Annotated in this window: 15 protein-coding genes and 3 tRNA genes; 5 read left to right on the forward strand and 13 right to left on the reverse strand. The window is 69.6% G+C overall.

The features are described 5' to 3' along the window. Nucleotides 1-7 precede the first annotated feature (7 nt). From A5714_RS18965 to A5714_RS18985, 5 genes are all read right to left on the reverse strand, one after another. Complete coding sequence (locus A5714_RS18965; protein ID WP_068287742.1) at nucleotides 8-838, reverse strand: ABC transporter permease; 831 nt, start codon at nucleotides 836-838, stop codon at nucleotides 8-10. Further along, nucleotides 835-1,749, reverse strand: a complete 915-nt coding sequence (locus tag A5714_RS18970; RefSeq protein WP_068287744.1) for a glycosyltransferase — start codon at nucleotides 1,747-1,749, stop codon at nucleotides 835-837. Before A5714_RS18970 ends, A5714_RS18965 begins: the two co-directional genes overlap by 4 nt. Next, complete coding sequence (locus A5714_RS18975; RefSeq protein ID WP_068287746.1) at nucleotides 1,742-2,581, reverse strand: ABC transporter ATP-binding protein; 840 nt, start codon at nucleotides 2,579-2,581, stop codon at nucleotides 1,742-1,744. The genes A5714_RS18970 and A5714_RS18975 overlap by 8 nt, the downstream gene beginning before the upstream one ends. A 10-nt stretch (nucleotides 2,582-2,591) precedes the next feature. Continuing rightward, the gene (locus tag A5714_RS18980; protein ID WP_231973855.1) at nucleotides 2,592-3,038 is read right to left on the reverse strand and encodes a bacterial proteasome activator family protein; all 447 of its coding nucleotides are present in this window, start codon (nucleotides 3,036-3,038) and stop codon (nucleotides 2,592-2,594) included. A gap of 81 nt (nucleotides 3,039-3,119) precedes the next feature. Next, nucleotides 3,120-5,090 carry a DUF6541 family protein gene (locus tag A5714_RS18985; RefSeq protein WP_068287749.1) on the reverse strand — a complete coding sequence of 657 codons (1,971 nt, stop codon included), beginning with the start codon at nucleotides 5,088-5,090 and terminating at the stop codon, nucleotides 3,120-3,122. Between the two features lie 118 nt (nucleotides 5,091-5,208). On the opposite strand from A5714_RS18985, the gene A5714_RS18990 reads away from it, so the two are divergent. Further along, nucleotides 5,209-6,405 (forward strand): cysteine desulfurase-like protein, encoded by a 1,197-nt coding sequence (locus tag A5714_RS18990; RefSeq protein ID WP_068287752.1) that lies wholly within the window; start codon nucleotides 5,209-5,211, stop codon nucleotides 6,403-6,405. 7 nt (nucleotides 6,406-6,412) lie between these two features. Here the strand turns inward: A5714_RS18990 and A5714_RS18995 are convergent, their stop codons facing one another. Continuing rightward, the gene (locus A5714_RS18995; protein WP_068287772.1) at nucleotides 6,413-7,390 is read right to left on the reverse strand and encodes an NAD(P)H-quinone oxidoreductase; all 978 of its coding nucleotides are present in this window, start codon (nucleotides 7,388-7,390) and stop codon (nucleotides 6,413-6,415) included. An 80-nt stretch (nucleotides 7,391-7,470) separates the two neighbouring features. Here A5714_RS18995 and A5714_RS19000 point away from each other — a divergent pair. Further along, nucleotides 7,471-7,557: transfer RNA gene (locus A5714_RS19000), tRNA-Ser, on the forward strand. Nucleotides 7,558-7,575: 18 nt separating this feature from the next. On the opposite strand, the gene A5714_RS19005 is transcribed toward A5714_RS19000, so the two are convergent. Genes A5714_RS19005 through A5714_RS19020 form a run of 4 tightly spaced genes read right to left on the reverse strand, consistent with a single transcriptional unit; the run spans nucleotide 7,576 to nucleotide 11,033 of the window. Continuing rightward, nucleotides 7,576-8,682: a hypothetical protein gene (locus A5714_RS19005; RefSeq protein ID WP_068071917.1), complete on the reverse strand. Its 1,107-nt coding sequence runs from the start codon at nucleotides 8,680-8,682 to the stop codon at nucleotides 7,576-7,578. A 46-nt stretch (nucleotides 8,683-8,728) separates the two neighbouring features. Next, entirely contained in the window at nucleotides 8,729-8,920 is a 192-nt protein-coding gene (locus A5714_RS19010) for a hypothetical protein (RefSeq protein ID WP_068071919.1), read from the reverse strand. A gap of 30 nt (nucleotides 8,921-8,950) precedes the next feature. After that, nucleotides 8,951-10,189, reverse strand: a complete 1,239-nt coding sequence (gene lipE / locus A5714_RS19015; RefSeq protein WP_068287755.1) for a lipase LipE — start codon at nucleotides 10,187-10,189, stop codon at nucleotides 8,951-8,953. Nucleotides 10,190-10,208: 19 nt separating this feature from the next. After that, the gene (locus tag A5714_RS19020) at nucleotides 10,209-11,033 is read right to left on the reverse strand and encodes a crotonase/enoyl-CoA hydratase family protein (protein ID WP_068071923.1); all 825 of its coding nucleotides are present in this window, start codon (nucleotides 11,031-11,033) and stop codon (nucleotides 10,209-10,211) included. 23 nt (nucleotides 11,034-11,056) lie between these two features. On the opposite strand from A5714_RS19020, the gene A5714_RS19025 reads away from it, so the two are divergent. Further along, nucleotides 11,057-11,641: a TIGR03086 family metal-binding protein gene (locus tag A5714_RS19025; RefSeq protein ID WP_197513799.1), complete on the forward strand. Its 585-nt coding sequence runs from the start codon at nucleotides 11,057-11,059 to the stop codon at nucleotides 11,639-11,641. A 21-nt stretch (nucleotides 11,642-11,662) separates the two neighbouring features. On the opposite strand, the gene A5714_RS19030 is transcribed toward A5714_RS19025, so the two are convergent. After that, entirely contained in the window at nucleotides 11,663-12,124 is a 462-nt protein-coding gene (locus A5714_RS19030) for a DUF4334 domain-containing protein (protein ID WP_068287764.1), read from the reverse strand. Nucleotides 12,125-12,134: 10 nt separating this feature from the next. Then, nucleotides 12,135-13,202 (reverse strand): histidinol-phosphate transaminase, encoded by a 1,068-nt coding sequence (gene hisC / locus A5714_RS19035; protein WP_068071929.1) that lies wholly within the window; start codon nucleotides 13,200-13,202, stop codon nucleotides 12,135-12,137. A gap of 84 nt (nucleotides 13,203-13,286) precedes the next feature. On the opposite strand from hisC, the gene A5714_RS19040 reads away from it, so the two are divergent. Further along, nucleotides 13,287-13,378 (forward strand) — tRNA-Ser (locus A5714_RS19040). 30 nt (nucleotides 13,379-13,408) lie between these two features. Beyond that, nucleotides 13,409-13,481, forward strand: a tRNA-Arg gene (locus A5714_RS19045). Nucleotides 13,482-13,814: 333 nt separating this feature from the next. On the opposite strand, the gene A5714_RS19055 is transcribed toward A5714_RS19045, so the two are convergent. Further along, entirely contained in the window at nucleotides 13,815-14,357 is a 543-nt protein-coding gene (locus tag A5714_RS19055) for a GNAT family N-acetyltransferase (protein ID WP_068071306.1), read from the reverse strand. Nucleotides 14,358-14,520 lie beyond the last annotated feature (163 nt).

Consider the following 14,520-nt stretch of genomic DNA (forward strand, 5'->3'; position numbering starts at 1 on the left):
AGCCGGATCAGACCCAGTACGGCACCCGGGCGCGGTATTGGCGCATCGCGAACGCGGCGAGCACCCATCCGACGGCGGTGAGCGCCAGCACGACCAGCCAGTGCCGCAGCTCCTGGTGCGCCCCCAGCAGCGGGGCGCGCACGATGTCGAGGTAGTGCAGCAGCGGGTTGAGCTCGACGATGCTGGCCCACCGGCCGGCGCCCTGCTGGTGCAGCGTCTCGTCGTTCCAGATGATCGGCGTCATGAAGAACAGCAGCTGCACCACCGAGAACAGCAGCGGGCCGATGTCGCGGTAGCGGGTCGCCAGGATGCCGAAACACAGTGACACCCAGACGCAGTTGAGCACGATCAGCCCCAGCGCGGGCAACACGGCGAGGTCCGCCCACGACCACGGCTTGGGGAAGATGACCGCGACCACCGCGTAGATCACGATGTTGTGCGCGAACAGGATGAGCTGCCGCCACACCAGCCGGTACACGTGCACGGACAGCGGCGTCGGCAGCTGCTTGATCAACCCCTCGTTGGCGACGAACACGTCGGCGCCCTCCAGGATGGAGGCGTTGATCAGATTCCAGATGATCAACCCCAGCGTCACGTAGGGCAGGTGCACCGACAGTTCGAGGTGGAACAGCTTGGAGTACAGGCCGCCCATCGCGACGGCCGTGGTGCCGGTGGCGATCGTGATCCAGAATGGGCCCAGCACCGAACGCCGGTAGCGCTGCTTGATGTCCTGCCAGCCCAGGTGCAGCCACAGCTCGCGGCGGTGGAAGCCCGCGGTCAGGTCGCCGCGGGCCCGGGCGAAGGTCCGCGATTGCGCGGCCGCGTCGATGAAGGTCATGGCGCTCCTCCCGGCCTGCTGAACTGCTCGCGACGCCCCAACCGGCGCAACCGAATCCACTCCCGCAGGCCCGCGGGGTCGCGGCGCGTCACCAGGAAGAACCAACCGAACCGCACCCATTCCTGAACCACCAGCTTGCGCAGCCCCGGCTGCGCCAGCAGGTAGCCCCGGTTGCGGTAGGTGTAGAACCGCTTGGTGGCGTTGTCCGGATACTGGGTGTGCATCCGGCCGCCCAGGATGGGCCGGAACTCGTCGGATCCGCACGGGTGCAGGTAGACCGCGTCCAGACAGGTCCCGAACGGCAGGCCGGACCGCACCAGCCGGCGGTGCACCTCCACCTCGTCGCCGCGGATGAACAGCCGCAGGTCGGGGACGCCGACCGCCTCCAGGGTGGCCGCGCGAAACAGCGCGCCGTTGAACAGCGACGCGATGCCGGGCAGCAGATCTTGCTCGGCGTCGGTGCGCAATTCGCTTGCGCGCCTGCGCCATACCAGGCCGCGGCGTAGCGGAAACGCCAACCGCTCCGGGTCGTCGGCGTTGCATACCATCGGCGACACCTCGGCCAGGCCGTGCCGGGCGGCGCTGTCCAGCAGCGTGCCGAGCACCTCGGAATCCTGTGGGCGCCCGTCGTCGTCGGCCAGCCACACCCAGTCCGCGCCCCGCGCCAGCGCGTGCAGCATGCCGAGGGCGAATCCACCCGCGCCGCCGAGGTTGCGCCGCGAGGCCAGGTAAGTGGTCGGAACCGGTTGTGCCGCAACAAGTTCGCCGATGCCGCCGTCGGCGGGTCCGTCGTTGTCCACGACGATGAGGTGGTCGGGCAGCCGGGTCTGGCTGGTCACCGCGCCCAGGGACTTCGCGAGCTCGTCGGGCCGCCGATGGGTCACGACGACGGCGATGACGGTGTCACTCATCCACGGAAGCTCTTTGCGCGAGCGGTGTCTCGTCCCGGTTCTGCAGGCGTGTCTCTTCGAGCACCTCGCGGACGTGCCGCGCCGCATCCTCGCCCTCGTAGGCGCGCACCACATCCTCGATGTCGCCGGCCATCCGGATCGTCCCGTGGTCGATCCACATGGCGGTCTTGCACAGGCGGGCCAGGAATTCGTTGGAATGGCTGGCGAACACCAGGATTCCGGAACGCTCCACCAGGCTCTGCAGCCGCGACTGCGCCTTCTTCAGGAAGTCGGCGTCCACCGCGCCGATGCCCTCGTCGAGCAGCAGGATCTCCGGGTCGATGCTGGTGACGACGCCCATCGCGAGCCGCACCCGCATGCCGGTGGAGTAGGTGCGCAGCGGCATCGACAGGTAGTCGCCCAGCTCGGTGAATTCGGCGATCTCGTCGACCTTGGCCAGCATCTGCTTGCGCGTCTGCCCCAGGAACAGGCCGCGGATGATGATGTTCTCGTAGCCGGAGATTTCCGGGTCCATGCCGATCCCCAGGTCGAAGACGGGGGCCACCCGGCCGGTGACCTTCGCCCACCCGCGCGTCGGCTCGTAGATGCCCGAAAGCAGCCGCAGCAACGTCGATTTGCCCGCGCCGTTGTGGCCGACCAGCCCGACCCGGTCGCCCAGTTCCAGGGACAAGGTGATGTCGCGCAGGGCCTCGATGACGACGACGTTGGAGTCGTTGCGCCCGATCGTGCCGCCCGCCTTCCCCAGGAAAGCCTTCTTCAGCGACCGCGACTTGGCGTCGAAGATGGGGAACTCCACCCACGCGTTGTGCGTCTCGATATGTGGACCGGGCACGTCGGTCGGTTCAGAGGTACTGGCCGTGGCCGGGCGCGCCGGGCTTGCCGATGCCGGGGGGCAGCGCGCCCTGCCGCATCTTCTCCAGCTGGGCGCGAGCGGCCATCTGCTGGGCGAACAGCGCGGTCTGGATGCCGTGGAACAACCCCTCGAGCCAGCCGACCAGCTGCGCCTGGGCGATCCGGAGCTCGGCATCCGAGGGCGCGCTGTTCTCGTTGAAGGGCAGGGTGAGGCGGTCGAGTTCGTCGCGCAGCTCGGGTGCCAACCCCTCCTCGAGCTCGCGGATGCTGGTCGCGTGGATCTCGCGCAGCCGGTTGCGGCTCGCCTCGTCCAGCGGTGCGGCGCGGACCTCCTCGAGCAGCTGCTTGATCATGGTCCCGATGCGCATCACCTTCGCCGGCTGCTCGACCAGGTCGGTCAGGGAGCGCTCGTCGGAGTCGTCCTCGGAGATCGCCATGATCCGCGGATCGACGCCGCCGATGACCTCGACGCCGTCATCGTCGCTGCGGGTACTCAATTCCTCACCATCCTTCGCGGATCAGGGGCGGGGCGCCGCGCCGATTCCGCGCCACTCGTAGATTTTGGCTCCGCCGTTGTCGTAGATCAGGGCCCACGACTTCGACTTATCCAGTGACACTAGTCCTTCCGGTACCGCGAAACCCCGAACCGTCGGCGCGCTGGTGTAGATGTACCGGATATTGAGCGCCTTAATCGCCTCGACGACGCGCGGATCGGAATCACCCCGCCGGGCGAAGGCCCAGAAGATGTAGCGGTTGGGGCCGGGGCCCATTTGCTGCGGGTAATCGTAGTGGGTCCACAGCGGGTGCAGATCGGCGACGGCGTACATCCAGGCGGTGCCGTCGGTGTTGGCGTTGCCGATCGTGGTGGTGTGGGCGCCGGGCAGCGTGGCCAGGTACGCCATCGCCATCAGGTCGCGCTGGTCGATGATCACCGAGTCGTACTTGTCGCCCATCAACACCAGGTGGCGGTAGAGGTAGTGCCGGCCGGTCAGGACGGTGGTGAGCACCAGCAGGATCGCCGTGGCCGACGCCCACACCGGCGCGGGCAGGGGCCTGCGGCGGCTGACGACGCGCTTGGCGCCGGCCACCACCGCCGTGACGAGGGCGAACACCGCGACCCCGGCCATCGGTTCGAGCAGCAGGGCGATGGCGGCGGAGATCCGCCGCGGGTCTTTGTAGAAGAACTCCCCGAACACCCCCGCCACCGCGCCGATCGGCCCGCCGAGCGGATTGCCGGCGTCGACGTCCACGATCACCAGCAGCAACCACACCGCCAGCGGCCACCAGATCCGCTTCACCAGGAAGATCAGGCCCCCGACGGCCGTGACCGCCATCAGCCCGTACTGCACCGGGAAGTCGTTGAGGTGGCGGGAGTGCTGCATCACGGCGTCGAAGATGCCGCGCTTTTTGCTCAGGTGGGTGAGGAACGAGTGGCCCGCGATGATGTCTTCCTGCTGGCGCACGCTGATGAATTGCGGCAACAGGATCAACCCGGCGGTGATCGCGACGATCGCCAGCGGGATGACGTCGGCCACCCTGCCGCGGACCGGGTGCCGCAGCGCGTCCAGCAGCCACCAGGCCGCCAGCAGCAACAAGACGATCGCGCCGCCGGTGATGTGCACCGACATCACGCCGACCAGCGCCAGCACCGCCGCCGGGATGCGGTCGCGGTGCCCCAACGTGGAGGTGATCAGGACGAACGTCGGGACGGCGACCCCGTAGGAAGCCAGGTTGGGCATCGCCGCGACGCCGAACTCGACGTAGGGCACCGCGGTGAACGACGCCGACAGCGCGGCGGCGGTGGCCGCCGCCCCCGCGGTGCGCCATTCGCAGGCGAGGGGACGCAGCAGGCGCCAGGTCAACACGGCCGCGCTCGACGGGAACAGCCACACCGACGCCGCCACCGCGTTGAGGGTGTAACCGGTGGTCGGCGCCGCGCCGGTGAGCTGACAGAACACCGCGGTCAGCGCGTGGAAGACGGACGGGTAGTAGAGCAGCTGGTGGGTCTCGACATTGCGCAGCTCGCCCATGTGCGTCGAGGAGGCCTGGCCGGTGTCCAGGATGAAGCGCACCTCGTTGGCGTGCCACACCGCGTCCCAGGTGCTCGGGATCGTCTGCCAGTGCGTCAACCCCCGATAGGCCGCCCACATGGTGAGCAGGGCGCCCAGCAGGACCCCGGCCGCCACCGTGATCGCGGGCCCGCGACCGGCCCCCCGGGACTCCGCGTCGGTGTCGCGGAACCGCGACAGCAGCAGCTGCAGCGCCGTCATCACCAGGCACACCGCGGCCAGCGCGGCCAGCGCGGTCCAGCCGTTCCAGGGGATTCCGAGGGCACCGAACGGGATGATGGCCAGGGCCACGACGCCGTAGGTCAGCGCCGGGCCCACCGCGATAGCGGTCGGCCACGAAAGCTGGGTGATACGTGCGATGGTCGTCCCTGGCGCTATCAGCAAAAACAACGCGATCAGCGTTCCGAACCACAGCCCCACTCGACTAGTATGGCTGGCCGGGTGCCCTGGCTTGGGAGGCCACCGACTGGCCGGAATCTCCGTGGCACCCGCTACCGTTGCAATTTCGCCGAAAAGCGGACGCCTTAAGGTGGCTGGCATGGCTTACGACGTCGCCCGGGTGCGCGGACTGCATCCGTCACTGGGTGACGGGTGGGTGCACTTCGACGCGCCCGCCGGCATGTTGATCCCCGATTCCGTCGCGACCACGGTGTCGACGGCGTTCCGCCGGTCGGGTCCCACCACGGTCGGCGCGCACCCGTCGGCGCAGCGCAGCGCCGCCGTATTGGAGGCGGCGCGGGCGGCGGTGGCCGACCTGTTCAACGTGGACGCCGCGGGCGTCGTGCTGGGCGCGGACCGGGCGATCCTGCTGTCGGCGTTGGCCGAGGCGTCGTCGTCGCGGGCGGGGCTCGGCTACGAGGTGATCGTCAGCCGCCTCGATGACGAGGCGAACATCGCCCCGTGGCTGCGGGCCGCGCACCGATACGGCGCCAAGGTGAAGTGGGCCGAGATCGACATCGAGACCGGCGAGCTCCCGACCTGGCAGTGGGAGGGCTTGATCGGCAAGGCCACCCGGCTGGTCGCCGTCGCCTCGGCGTCGGCGACGCTGGGCACCGTCACCGACCTGCGCGCGATGACCAAGCTGGTGCACGACGTCGGCGGCCTGGTGGTGGTGGACCACTCCGCCGCGGCGCCCTACCGGTTGCTGGACCTGAAGGAGACCGACGTCGACGTGGTGGCGGTCAACGCCGCGGCGTGGGGCGGACCGCCGATCGGGGCCATCGTGTTCCGGGACCCGGCGCTGCTCAACTCGTTCACGTCCATCTCGACGGACCCCAAGGCCACCGGCGCGGCGCGCCTGGAAACCGGGGCCCACCAGTTCGGCCTGCTCGCCGGGGTGGTGGCCAGCATCGAATACCTGGCGGCGCTGGACGAATCGGCCCGCGGCAGCCGCCGCGAGCGCCTGGCCGTGTCGATGCAGTCCTCCGCGTCGTACCTGAACCGGATCTACGACTACCTGATGGTGTCGTTGCGGTCGCTGCCGCTGGTGATGGTGATCGGCCGGCCCGAGGTGCGCATCCCGGTCGTCAGTTTCGCGTTGAACGGGGTGCCCGCCGAGCGGGTGGTGCAGCGGCTGGCCGACAACGGCATCCTGGCCGTCACCAACGAGAACTCCCGCGCGCTCGACGTGTTGGGCGTCAACGACATCGGCGGCGCGGTCACGGTGGGCCTGGCCCACTACTCGACCACGGCCGAGGTCGACCAGTTGGTCCGGGCGCTGGCTTCCCTGGGCTGACGCCGGGTCAGTCCGGCACCGTCAGCACGATCTTCCCGGTCACATCGCCGGCCTGCAGCCGCTGGTGCGCCTCGCCGGCCCGCTCGATGGGGACGCGGGCGCCGATGACCGGGCGCACCCGCCCGTCGCCGATCATCGGCCACACCTTGGCGGTGACCGCCTGGACGATCTCGGTCTTGCTGTTGGGTCCGGTCACGGGCCGCGCCCGCAGCGTGGTGCCGATGACCCGCGCCCGCTTCATCAAAAGCTTGGCGATGTTGAGCTCGCCTTTGATGCCGCCCTGCATGCCGATGATGACGATCTGCCCGTCGGTGGCCAGGGCGTCGACGTTGCGGTCCAGGTAGGCCGCGCCCATGATGTCGAGGATGACGTCGGCGCCGTCGGTCTCGTCGCGCAGCCGCGCGACGAAATCCTCGTCGCGATAGTTGATCGTGATCTCGGCGCCCAGCTGGCGGCAGAATTCGAGCTTGTCCGCCGAGCCGGCGGTCACGGCCACCCGGGCCCCGATCGCCCGCGCGATCTGGATGGCGTGGCTGCCGATACCGCTGGCGCCGCCGTGGATCAGCAGCAGTTGACCCGCGCCCAAATGGGCGGTCAGTACCAGGTTGGACCACACCGTGCATGCCACTTCCGGAAGTCCCGCGGCGTCGATCAGGTCGACGCCGGAGGGGATCGGCAGCAGCTGACCGGCGGGGACGGCGACGCGCTCGGCGTACCCGCCGCCGGAGAGCAGCGCGCAAACCTCTTGCCCGACAGACCAATCGGCAACGCCCTCGCCGGTCTCGGCGACGACGCCGGACACCTCCATGCCCAGCGTTTCGCTCGCCCCCGGCGGCGGCGGGTATTTGCCGGCCGCCTGTAACACGTCGGCGCGGTTCACGCCGGCCGCGGCCACCCGGATCACCACCTCCCCGGCGCCGGCGGACACGTCGGGGACTTCTTGCCAGGACAGTCGATCGGCGGCTTCGGCGACGATGGCGCGCATGTCGGCCACGCTACTAGCCGCGGTTACCGGCCGCCGACGCCGAGGTCCGGGCGCCAGCCAACTCGACTAGCCTTACCCGTGGTGGCGTGGCAGAGCGGCCTAATGCACTCGCCTTGAAAGCGAGAGACGGCTAACACCGTCCGGGGGTTCAAATCCCTCCGCCACCGCCGGGCCAGCCGCCGCCGTCAGTGCAGCGTCGGCGCGTAGCGCAGCACGGCGGCGACCCCGTCGGCAGGCTCGATCCGTTCGTCGGTGCGCACCAGCGCCGCCCCGACCGAGACCGCGAACGCGGGCAGCGCCTCGTCGGCCCGCAGGATCTTGTCGGGGGCCGCGCCCTGCTCGGAGAGCACGTTCTCGTTCGGCGCGACGGTCGTCAGTCCCTCGTCGGCCACCACGGTCGCGTCGCCGATGTCGCCGATGATCAGCGTCTCCACGGCACCCTGCCGCAACGCCGAGCACACCGCCCCCAAGCCTTCGGCCGCCAGGCCGGAGTCTCGCCCGATTTCGGCCGTAAAGCGTTGCGCCGCTTCGTCGATGGTCCGCAACTGGCGCTTGAGGAACTCCGCCTCGATGGCGTGCTCGATCTCGCCGAAGTCGTGACCGCTGTGGCGGGCGCCGACCTCGAGCGGCACCGCTCGGTCCGCCAGGCGCTGGGGCAGCGCGGCGAGCAGGTCGGAGCGGGACCGGACCTCGCCCACGACGAAGACGACTTCGATGCCCTTGTCGTCGACCAGTTCCGCCACCCGGTCGGCGACGGCGCGCACGTTCTTGCGGGCGGCTTCGTCGGTGCGCTGCTGGGGATCGCCGTATCCGGCGTTCTCCGCGCCCGCGGCCTTGTGCACCGGGTGCCCGCCGCCGTCGACGGTTTCGCTACGCAGGGTGCCGCCGATCTGGGTGGTGATGTCGGCGCCGCTGTGGTCGACGACCACCAGCACGTAATCCGGGTGGTCGAAGCTGTGCTCGAGAATCGGTACCAGGTAAGGCAATTCGGACACCCGGACCACGCTGGTGGCGGCGGCGCGGGCCAGGTGCTCGTTGATCAGCACGCCGGTGGCCCCCGCGATCACCGCCCGCCCGCTGCGGCCGACCGGCGGGCGCAGGTCCCGCACGGCGCTCTCGATCCCGTCGACGACGCTCTGCTCGGCGCCCTGCTTCTCCAGCTCCTCCTTGACCGCGCGCCACTTGAGGTCGAGTTGAGCCTCGGCGTCGTGGGTGTCGTGCGAGTCGTCGAAGTAAACCGAGGCGAACGGCCCCGGCGCGTCCAGTACCTTGCGGAAGCGTTCAGAATCCATGTCTTGATGGTTGCCCCGCCGGTGGGGGCACAAACCTCGGCCGAACCTAGTAGCTGCGGTCGCCCTCGCTGTCGTCGAAGAAGCGCCATTCGCCGTCGCTTTCGACCTCCATGCGCCAGCCCAGCTCGTTGCCTTCGACCTTGTTGTCGGCGAACCATGCGTGCGCTTTGTCGGCGCTTTCAATGTCCTTAGTGGCGACGACGTCGCCCTTGGGGTTGAGCACTCGGTAGGTAGCCATGCCCGGCAGTGTTCCCACCTCCGGGCGATGTCAACCGCCGGTTATTTCGGCGGTGATCGTGTCCAGCAGGGCGGTGTACCGCTTGGCTTCGGGGTCGCGCCCGGGCTTTCCGCTGCTGATGACGCCGGCGGCCAGGCCGCGCGCGGGGTCCGCCCACAGGGCGATGTTGACCAGGCCGAGGTTGCCGAACGCGTGGGGCGCATTGCGGCCGAACGGCCCCCACCTTTTGGTGCCCAGGATCCATCCGGTGCCCCACCGGGCAGGTTGCAGGCCGACGGCGAAATCCGGCCGCAGCCGTCGGCATTCCTGCACCGCGCCGTACATCGTCTCCGGTCTGAGCACCCGCACTCCGTCGAGTTCGCCTCCGCGGCGCCATATTTCGGCGAACCGCGACATCTCGTTGGCCGTCGACACGGTGTTGGACGACGGGATGATGGTGTTGAGGAACAGGGGAGTGTTGGTGATCGGGATCATCTCGTGCACGGTCCCGCCGATCGCCTTGCGGAAAATGGCGGCCACCACGGGCGGCAACGGCCGGCCGGTGGCATGACTGGGCGCCACCCGCGACAGATCCTGTTGCGAGACACCGAAATTCGTCCACCGGAAGCCGAGAGGCTGCAGGATCTCGGTGGCCAGGACCTCGCGGATCTCCGTGCCGGTGGCCGCGTAGACGAGCTCGCGCACCAGCGGTCCCCAGGTCAGCGCGTGGTAGATGTGCACCAGGCCGGGGCGGTAGAGCGGGCGCAGTTCGCTCAGCTTCTGCTGGGCGTACTCGTGGTCGTCGGCGCGCTTGACGTCGGGCCGCGGGCCGGTGGGGAAGGGCAGCCCGGCGCTGTGCGTCATCACGTGCCGGATGGTGATGCGGTCCTTGCCGTGGCTGGTGAAGGTCGGAAGGTATTCGCAGACACGGTCGTCGAGCGCGAACACACCGCGCTCGACGAGCATGTGGATCACGGTGGCGGCGATGCCCTTGGCGGCCGAATACACGCAGAAGGGCGTGTCCGGAGTAACGGGGATTTTCTCGGCGTCGGGCGCATCCGTCGGGGCGTTGCCCCAGCCGTGGCCGATCGCCCGGTTGAGCACCACGCGCCCGTGCCGGCGCAGGCACAGCTGGATCGCCGGGTGAAAGCCCGCCTGGTACCAGTGCCGCGCGGCCTGCCAGATGCGTTCCACCGCGGCGCTGTCGATCTCGGAGTGGTCCTCGTCGCCGATCGACGTCACGGAGTCCAGGTCGGACGGGACGCGGATCCTGCCGTCGGGTGTCGTCACGTCAGCGAGGGTACGTGGCTCACTCGCCTCGGAATTGCGGCGCGCGTTTTTCGAACGCCGCGGTGATGCCCTCGGTGAGGTCCTTCGACGGCAGGAACGCCGCGTTCCAGGCGGCGACGTAGCGCAGGCTCTCCGAGACCGCCGCGATGCGCTGCTGATCCAGGACGTCCTTGACGCCGTGCACGGTCAGCGGCGGGTTGGCGGCGATCTCGGCGGCGGTGGCGTGGGCGGCGGCCAGCGCGGCGTCGGCGTCGGCGTACACGTCGTTGACCAGGCCGATCTTCTCGGCGCGGGCGGCGTCGATGTCCTTGCCGGTCAGTGCCAGCTCGCGCAGGTGCCCGTCGCTGAGGATCCGGGGGAGCCGGGCCAGGCTGCCGACGTCGGCGACGATGGCCAGCTTGACCTCGCGCACCGAGAACTTGGCGTCGGCGCTGGCATAGCGGATGTCCACCGCGGAGATGAGGTCGACGCCGCCGCCGATGCACCAGCCGTGGACGGCGGCGATCGTGGGGGTCCGGCAGTCCGCGACCGCGGTGATCGCCGCCTGCATGCGCTTGATCTCGGCGTGGAAGTCCGCGCGTGGACGGGCCAGCGCGTCGCCGCCCAGCAGCGGGGTGAACGCCCCGCCCATCGCGGGCACGTCGAGCCCGTAGCTGAAGTTCCTGCCCGAGCCGGTCAGCACGATCGCGCGCACGTCGCGGTCGGCGTCCAGCGTCGCGAACACCTCCGGCATCTCCGCCCAGAACGCCGGGCCCATCGCGTTGCCCTTGCCCGGTCCGATCAAGGTCACCTGCGCGACCTGGTCTTTGGTCTCCACGGTGACCGATTCGTATGCTTGCGCCATATCGAGACCGTAGCGTGGGAAACATGCCCCGCGACTTGCGCCCCGGCCCGCATTCCCCGCCCACCGACGAGCTGCACAGCGCCGAAGACACCCTCGGCGTGCTGCAGCGGGTGCTGCACACCATCGCCGCCGACGACCTGTCGCGCCGGACGCCGTGCACGGAGTTCGACGTGGCACAACTGACCGCGCACCTGCTCAACTCGATCGCTGGCGTCGGCGGCATGGCGGGAGCGGAGATCCCCGACTCCGACGAGGGCGACTCGGTGGAGCGCCGGGTCGTCGCCGCGGCCCGCCCGGCCGTCGACGCCTGGCACCGGCGCGGGCTGGACGGCACGGTGCCGTTCGGCAAAGGCCAGCTGCCGGCCAAGAACGCCTGCGCCATCCTGTCGATCGAATTCCTGGTGCACGCCTGGGATTACGCCGTGGCCGTCGGGCACGACCTGAACGCCCCGGAGCCGCTCTCGGAATACGTGCTGGGCCTGGCGCGGCAGGTCATCCGCCCGGAGATCCGCCGCGGCGCCGGCTTCGACGACCCCGTCGACGTGCCCGACGATGCCGGTGCCCTGGAGCAGCTGGTCGGCTTCACCGGCCGCGACCCGGCCCGCTAGCGCTTCTGTAGGCGCGAGCGCCTACACGCGCTCCAGATAGAAGTAGTAGTAGCGGCCGCTATCGCGGACGCCCTTGCCGTTCATGATGCCCATCACGGCGTCGTCGTCGATTCGCTTGAAGTGGTCGTGCACGGGCTGGCCGTCGTAGACCATCGTCGCGGTGACCTCGCCGCGGAACTCCTCGAGCCACAGGCTGGCCTCGCCCTTGCCCATCTCCTTGTTGGAGAATTTGTTGCCGTCGGCGTCCAGGCATACCAGCGGTTGCACGTCGCGTGCGGACACGAAGTTCTTGCCGAACCAGCCGGCCTTCTCGAGCTGCCCGTTCATCCGGTGGCCGGTGCGGAACTCGCCGCCCTTCCACTCACCGAGCATGCCCTCGATGGTCGCGGGCGGTAGCGTCGCCCAGAACTCGTCGAGCTCGGCATCGGGGATCTCACCGTCGCGCTCCTTGAACTCGGTGAACAGCTTGCGCGCCAAGTCCATGAGCGCTCCTTCAGGCGTCGGTGCGGGAGATCCAATCGCAGGCGAACTGCAGCAGGGCGTCGTTCTCCTCCACCGCGCCGATGGTGATCCGCACCCCCTCGTCGGCGAAGGGCCGCAGCACCAGGCGCGCCTCGGCGGCCTGCTCGGTGAAGTCCGTGGTGCGATCCCCCAGCGGCAGCCAGACGAAGTTGGCCTGCGACGGCGCCACGGTGAACCCGGCCTCGCGCAGGGTGGCGCTGACGCGGGTGCGCTCGGCGACCAGCGCGTCGGTGCGGGCCATCAGCTCGTCGGAGGCCTCCAGCGACGCGATGGCGGCGGCCTGTGCGACGTTCGTCACGGCGAACGGCATGACCACCTTGTCCAGCGCGGTGATCAGGTCCGGGCGGCCGATGGCGTAGCCGACGCGTAACCCCGCCAACCCGTAGGCCTTCGAAAAGGTCCGCAGCACAACGACGTTGCCGCGGGTGAGCGCCAGCTCCAGGCTGTTGGGCAGCATGCCGTCGCGGATGTACTCGACGTAGGCCTCGTCGATCGCGATGAGCACGTCCGGGGGCACCGCGTCCACGAACCGGGTCAGCGCGTCCGGATCGACCACCGTCGAGGTCGGGTTGTTCGGGTTGCACACGAAGATCAGGCGGGTGCGGTCGGTGATCGCGGCGAGCATGGCGTCGAGGTCGTGTGTGTGGTCAGTCAGCGGCACCTTGACGGTGGTCGCCCCGGACACCTGGATGATCGGCAGGTAGCACTCGAAGCTGCGCCAGCCGACGATCACCTCGTCGCCCGCCGCGGCCGTGATCTGCACCAGCTGCTGGCAGAGGGTGACCGAGCCGCTACCGACGGCGAGGTGCTCGGGCGCGAATCCGGGGCCCAGGTGCATGGCCAGGGCGGCCTTGAGGTCGACGCTGGCGTTGTCCGGGTAGCGGTTGACGATCGCGACGGCGCGCTCGATGGCCGCTTGCACGCTGGGCAGCGGCCCGTGCACGGTCTCGTTGCTGGCCAGTTTGATGGAACCCGGGACGTTCTTGCCGGGCACATAGACTGGCAGTCCGGCCAGTTCGGGTCGCAAGCGGGCGGTCACTTCGACAGTTTATGTCGCGGATGTGTACAGTATGGCCGGTTCCGCGAGACCGGAAAGGGGTCGGGTACCCTCAGAAAGTCCAAGGGAGGCGTGCCAGAGCGGCCGAATGGGACTCACTGCTAATGAGTTGTCCCCCTCAAAGGGGACCGGAGGTTCAAATCCTCTCGCCTCCGCCAGCGGAACACACGCAACACAACTGAAGACAGGCGCCCGTAGCTCAACGGATAGAGCATCTGACTACGGATCAGAAGGTTAGGGGTTCGAATCCCTTCGGGCGCACTCTCGACTTAGATCCCGGCGCCGACCTCGCCCGCGCCGAGTAGACACAAATCGTTAAGACCGAATTTCTTGTCTCACCCGACCGATCGGCGATAGCTTCCGGCGCATGACTACGACAAGCATTGCGCGAATTGGTGGGGGCGCCGGCGGTGGCCGGTACGGCGGCGGTGCCGGCGGTCGCCGCCGGCGCGGTCGGGGTGGTGCTGCTGCGGCGCTGGCGCGGGCGGTGGCCGGCACGGCGGCGGCGCCGGTGGCGGCCGTTTCGGCGGTGGCGCCGGCGGCGGCCGCTAACTCAGATCGACTCCCACCCCGGGTCCGGACACGGGCCCGGGGTCAACTAATGGGGCCGGGCGGTTCCCCGCGATCGCCGGCGCCCAGTAGATCGAGTTGCAGCCATGCGACGTCGTGCCAGCCGTCGTGCTTCCACTGGACCCGCCGGTACACGCCCGCCTCGGTGAAGCCCAGCGAGCGGTGGAACGCGGTGCTGGCCTCGTTGGGTTGCGTGATGCCCGCGAACGCGCGTCGATAGCCGCGTTCGGCCAACCGCCCCAGCAGCCGTGTGTAAAGCTCGCGGCCGGCGCCGCTGCGCTGGTGTCCCGCGTCCACGTAAATCCCGGTCTCCGTCGACCAGCGAAAGGCGGGGAACCGCGTCAGGGTATGCCCGTAGGCGAACCCGACGACCCGACCGTCGCGCTCGAGCACCAGCCATTCATGCTGCTCGCGGGCTGAGGCGATCCGGGAACCCATCTCCTGAGCGGTCGGAACCTCCAGTTCCCAGCTGACCGCGGTGTTCTCCACGTACGGCCGGTAGATGGCCAGGCAGGCCGCGGCGTCGCGCGACTCCGCCGGGCGGACGAGGCTGCCTGTCGCGGCCATGCGGCTGCGTCAGGGCCGCGGCCCGGCGGGGCCCCCGAACGGTCCGCGCCGCGGCGGGACGGTCACGGTCTGCGTCACGGTGCTGGTCTCGTTGCTCGGCGGCGCGGTGGTGCTCGGCGGCGCCGTGGTCGTCGGCGTGTCGGTGCTCGCCGGCGGCGCGGTC

The sequence above is a fragment of the Mycobacterium sp. E2462 genome (assembly GCF_001672685.1).
GTDB lineage: Bacteria > Actinomycetota > Actinomycetes > Mycobacteriales > Mycobacteriaceae > Mycobacterium.

Coding starts and splice junctions, on each gene's coding strand:
- A5714_RS18965 (WP_068287742.1), bottom strand. CDS start 838: ATGACCTTCATCGACGCGGCCGCGCAATCGCGGACCTTCGCCCGGGCC.
- A5714_RS18970 (WP_068287744.1), bottom strand. CDS start 1,749: ATGAGTGACACCGTCATCGCCGTCGTCGTGACCCATCGGCGGCCCGAC.
- A5714_RS18980 (WP_231973855.1), bottom strand. CDS start 3,038: ATGGCGATCTCCGAGGACGACTCCGACGAGCGCTCCCTGACCGACCTG.
- A5714_RS18990 (WP_068287752.1), top strand. CDS start 5,209: ATGGCTTACGACGTCGCCCGGGTGCGCGGACTGCATCCGTCACTGGGT.
- A5714_RS18995 (WP_068287772.1), bottom strand. CDS start 7,390: ATGCGCGCCATCGTCGCCGAAGCCGCCGATCGACTGTCCTGGCAAGAA.
- A5714_RS19005 (WP_068071917.1), bottom strand. CDS start 8,682: ATGGATTCTGAACGCTTCCGCAAGGTACTGGACGCGCCGGGGCCGTTC.
- A5714_RS19010 (WP_068071919.1), bottom strand. CDS start 8,920: ATGGCTACCTACCGAGTGCTCAACCCCAAGGGCGACGTCGTCGCCACT.
- A5714_RS19020 (WP_068071923.1), bottom strand. CDS start 11,033: ATGGCGCAAGCATACGAATCGGTCACCGTGGAGACCAAAGACCAGGTC.
- A5714_RS19025 (WP_197513799.1), top strand. CDS start 11,057: ATGCCCCGCGACTTGCGCCCCGGCCCGCATTCCCCGCCCACCGACGAG.
- A5714_RS19030 (WP_068287764.1), bottom strand. CDS start 12,124: ATGGACTTGGCGCGCAAGCTGTTCACCGAGTTCAAGGAGCGCGACGGT.
- A5714_RS19055 (WP_068071306.1), bottom strand. CDS start 14,357: ATGGCCGCGACAGGCAGCCTCGTCCGCCCGGCGGAGTCGCGCGACGCC.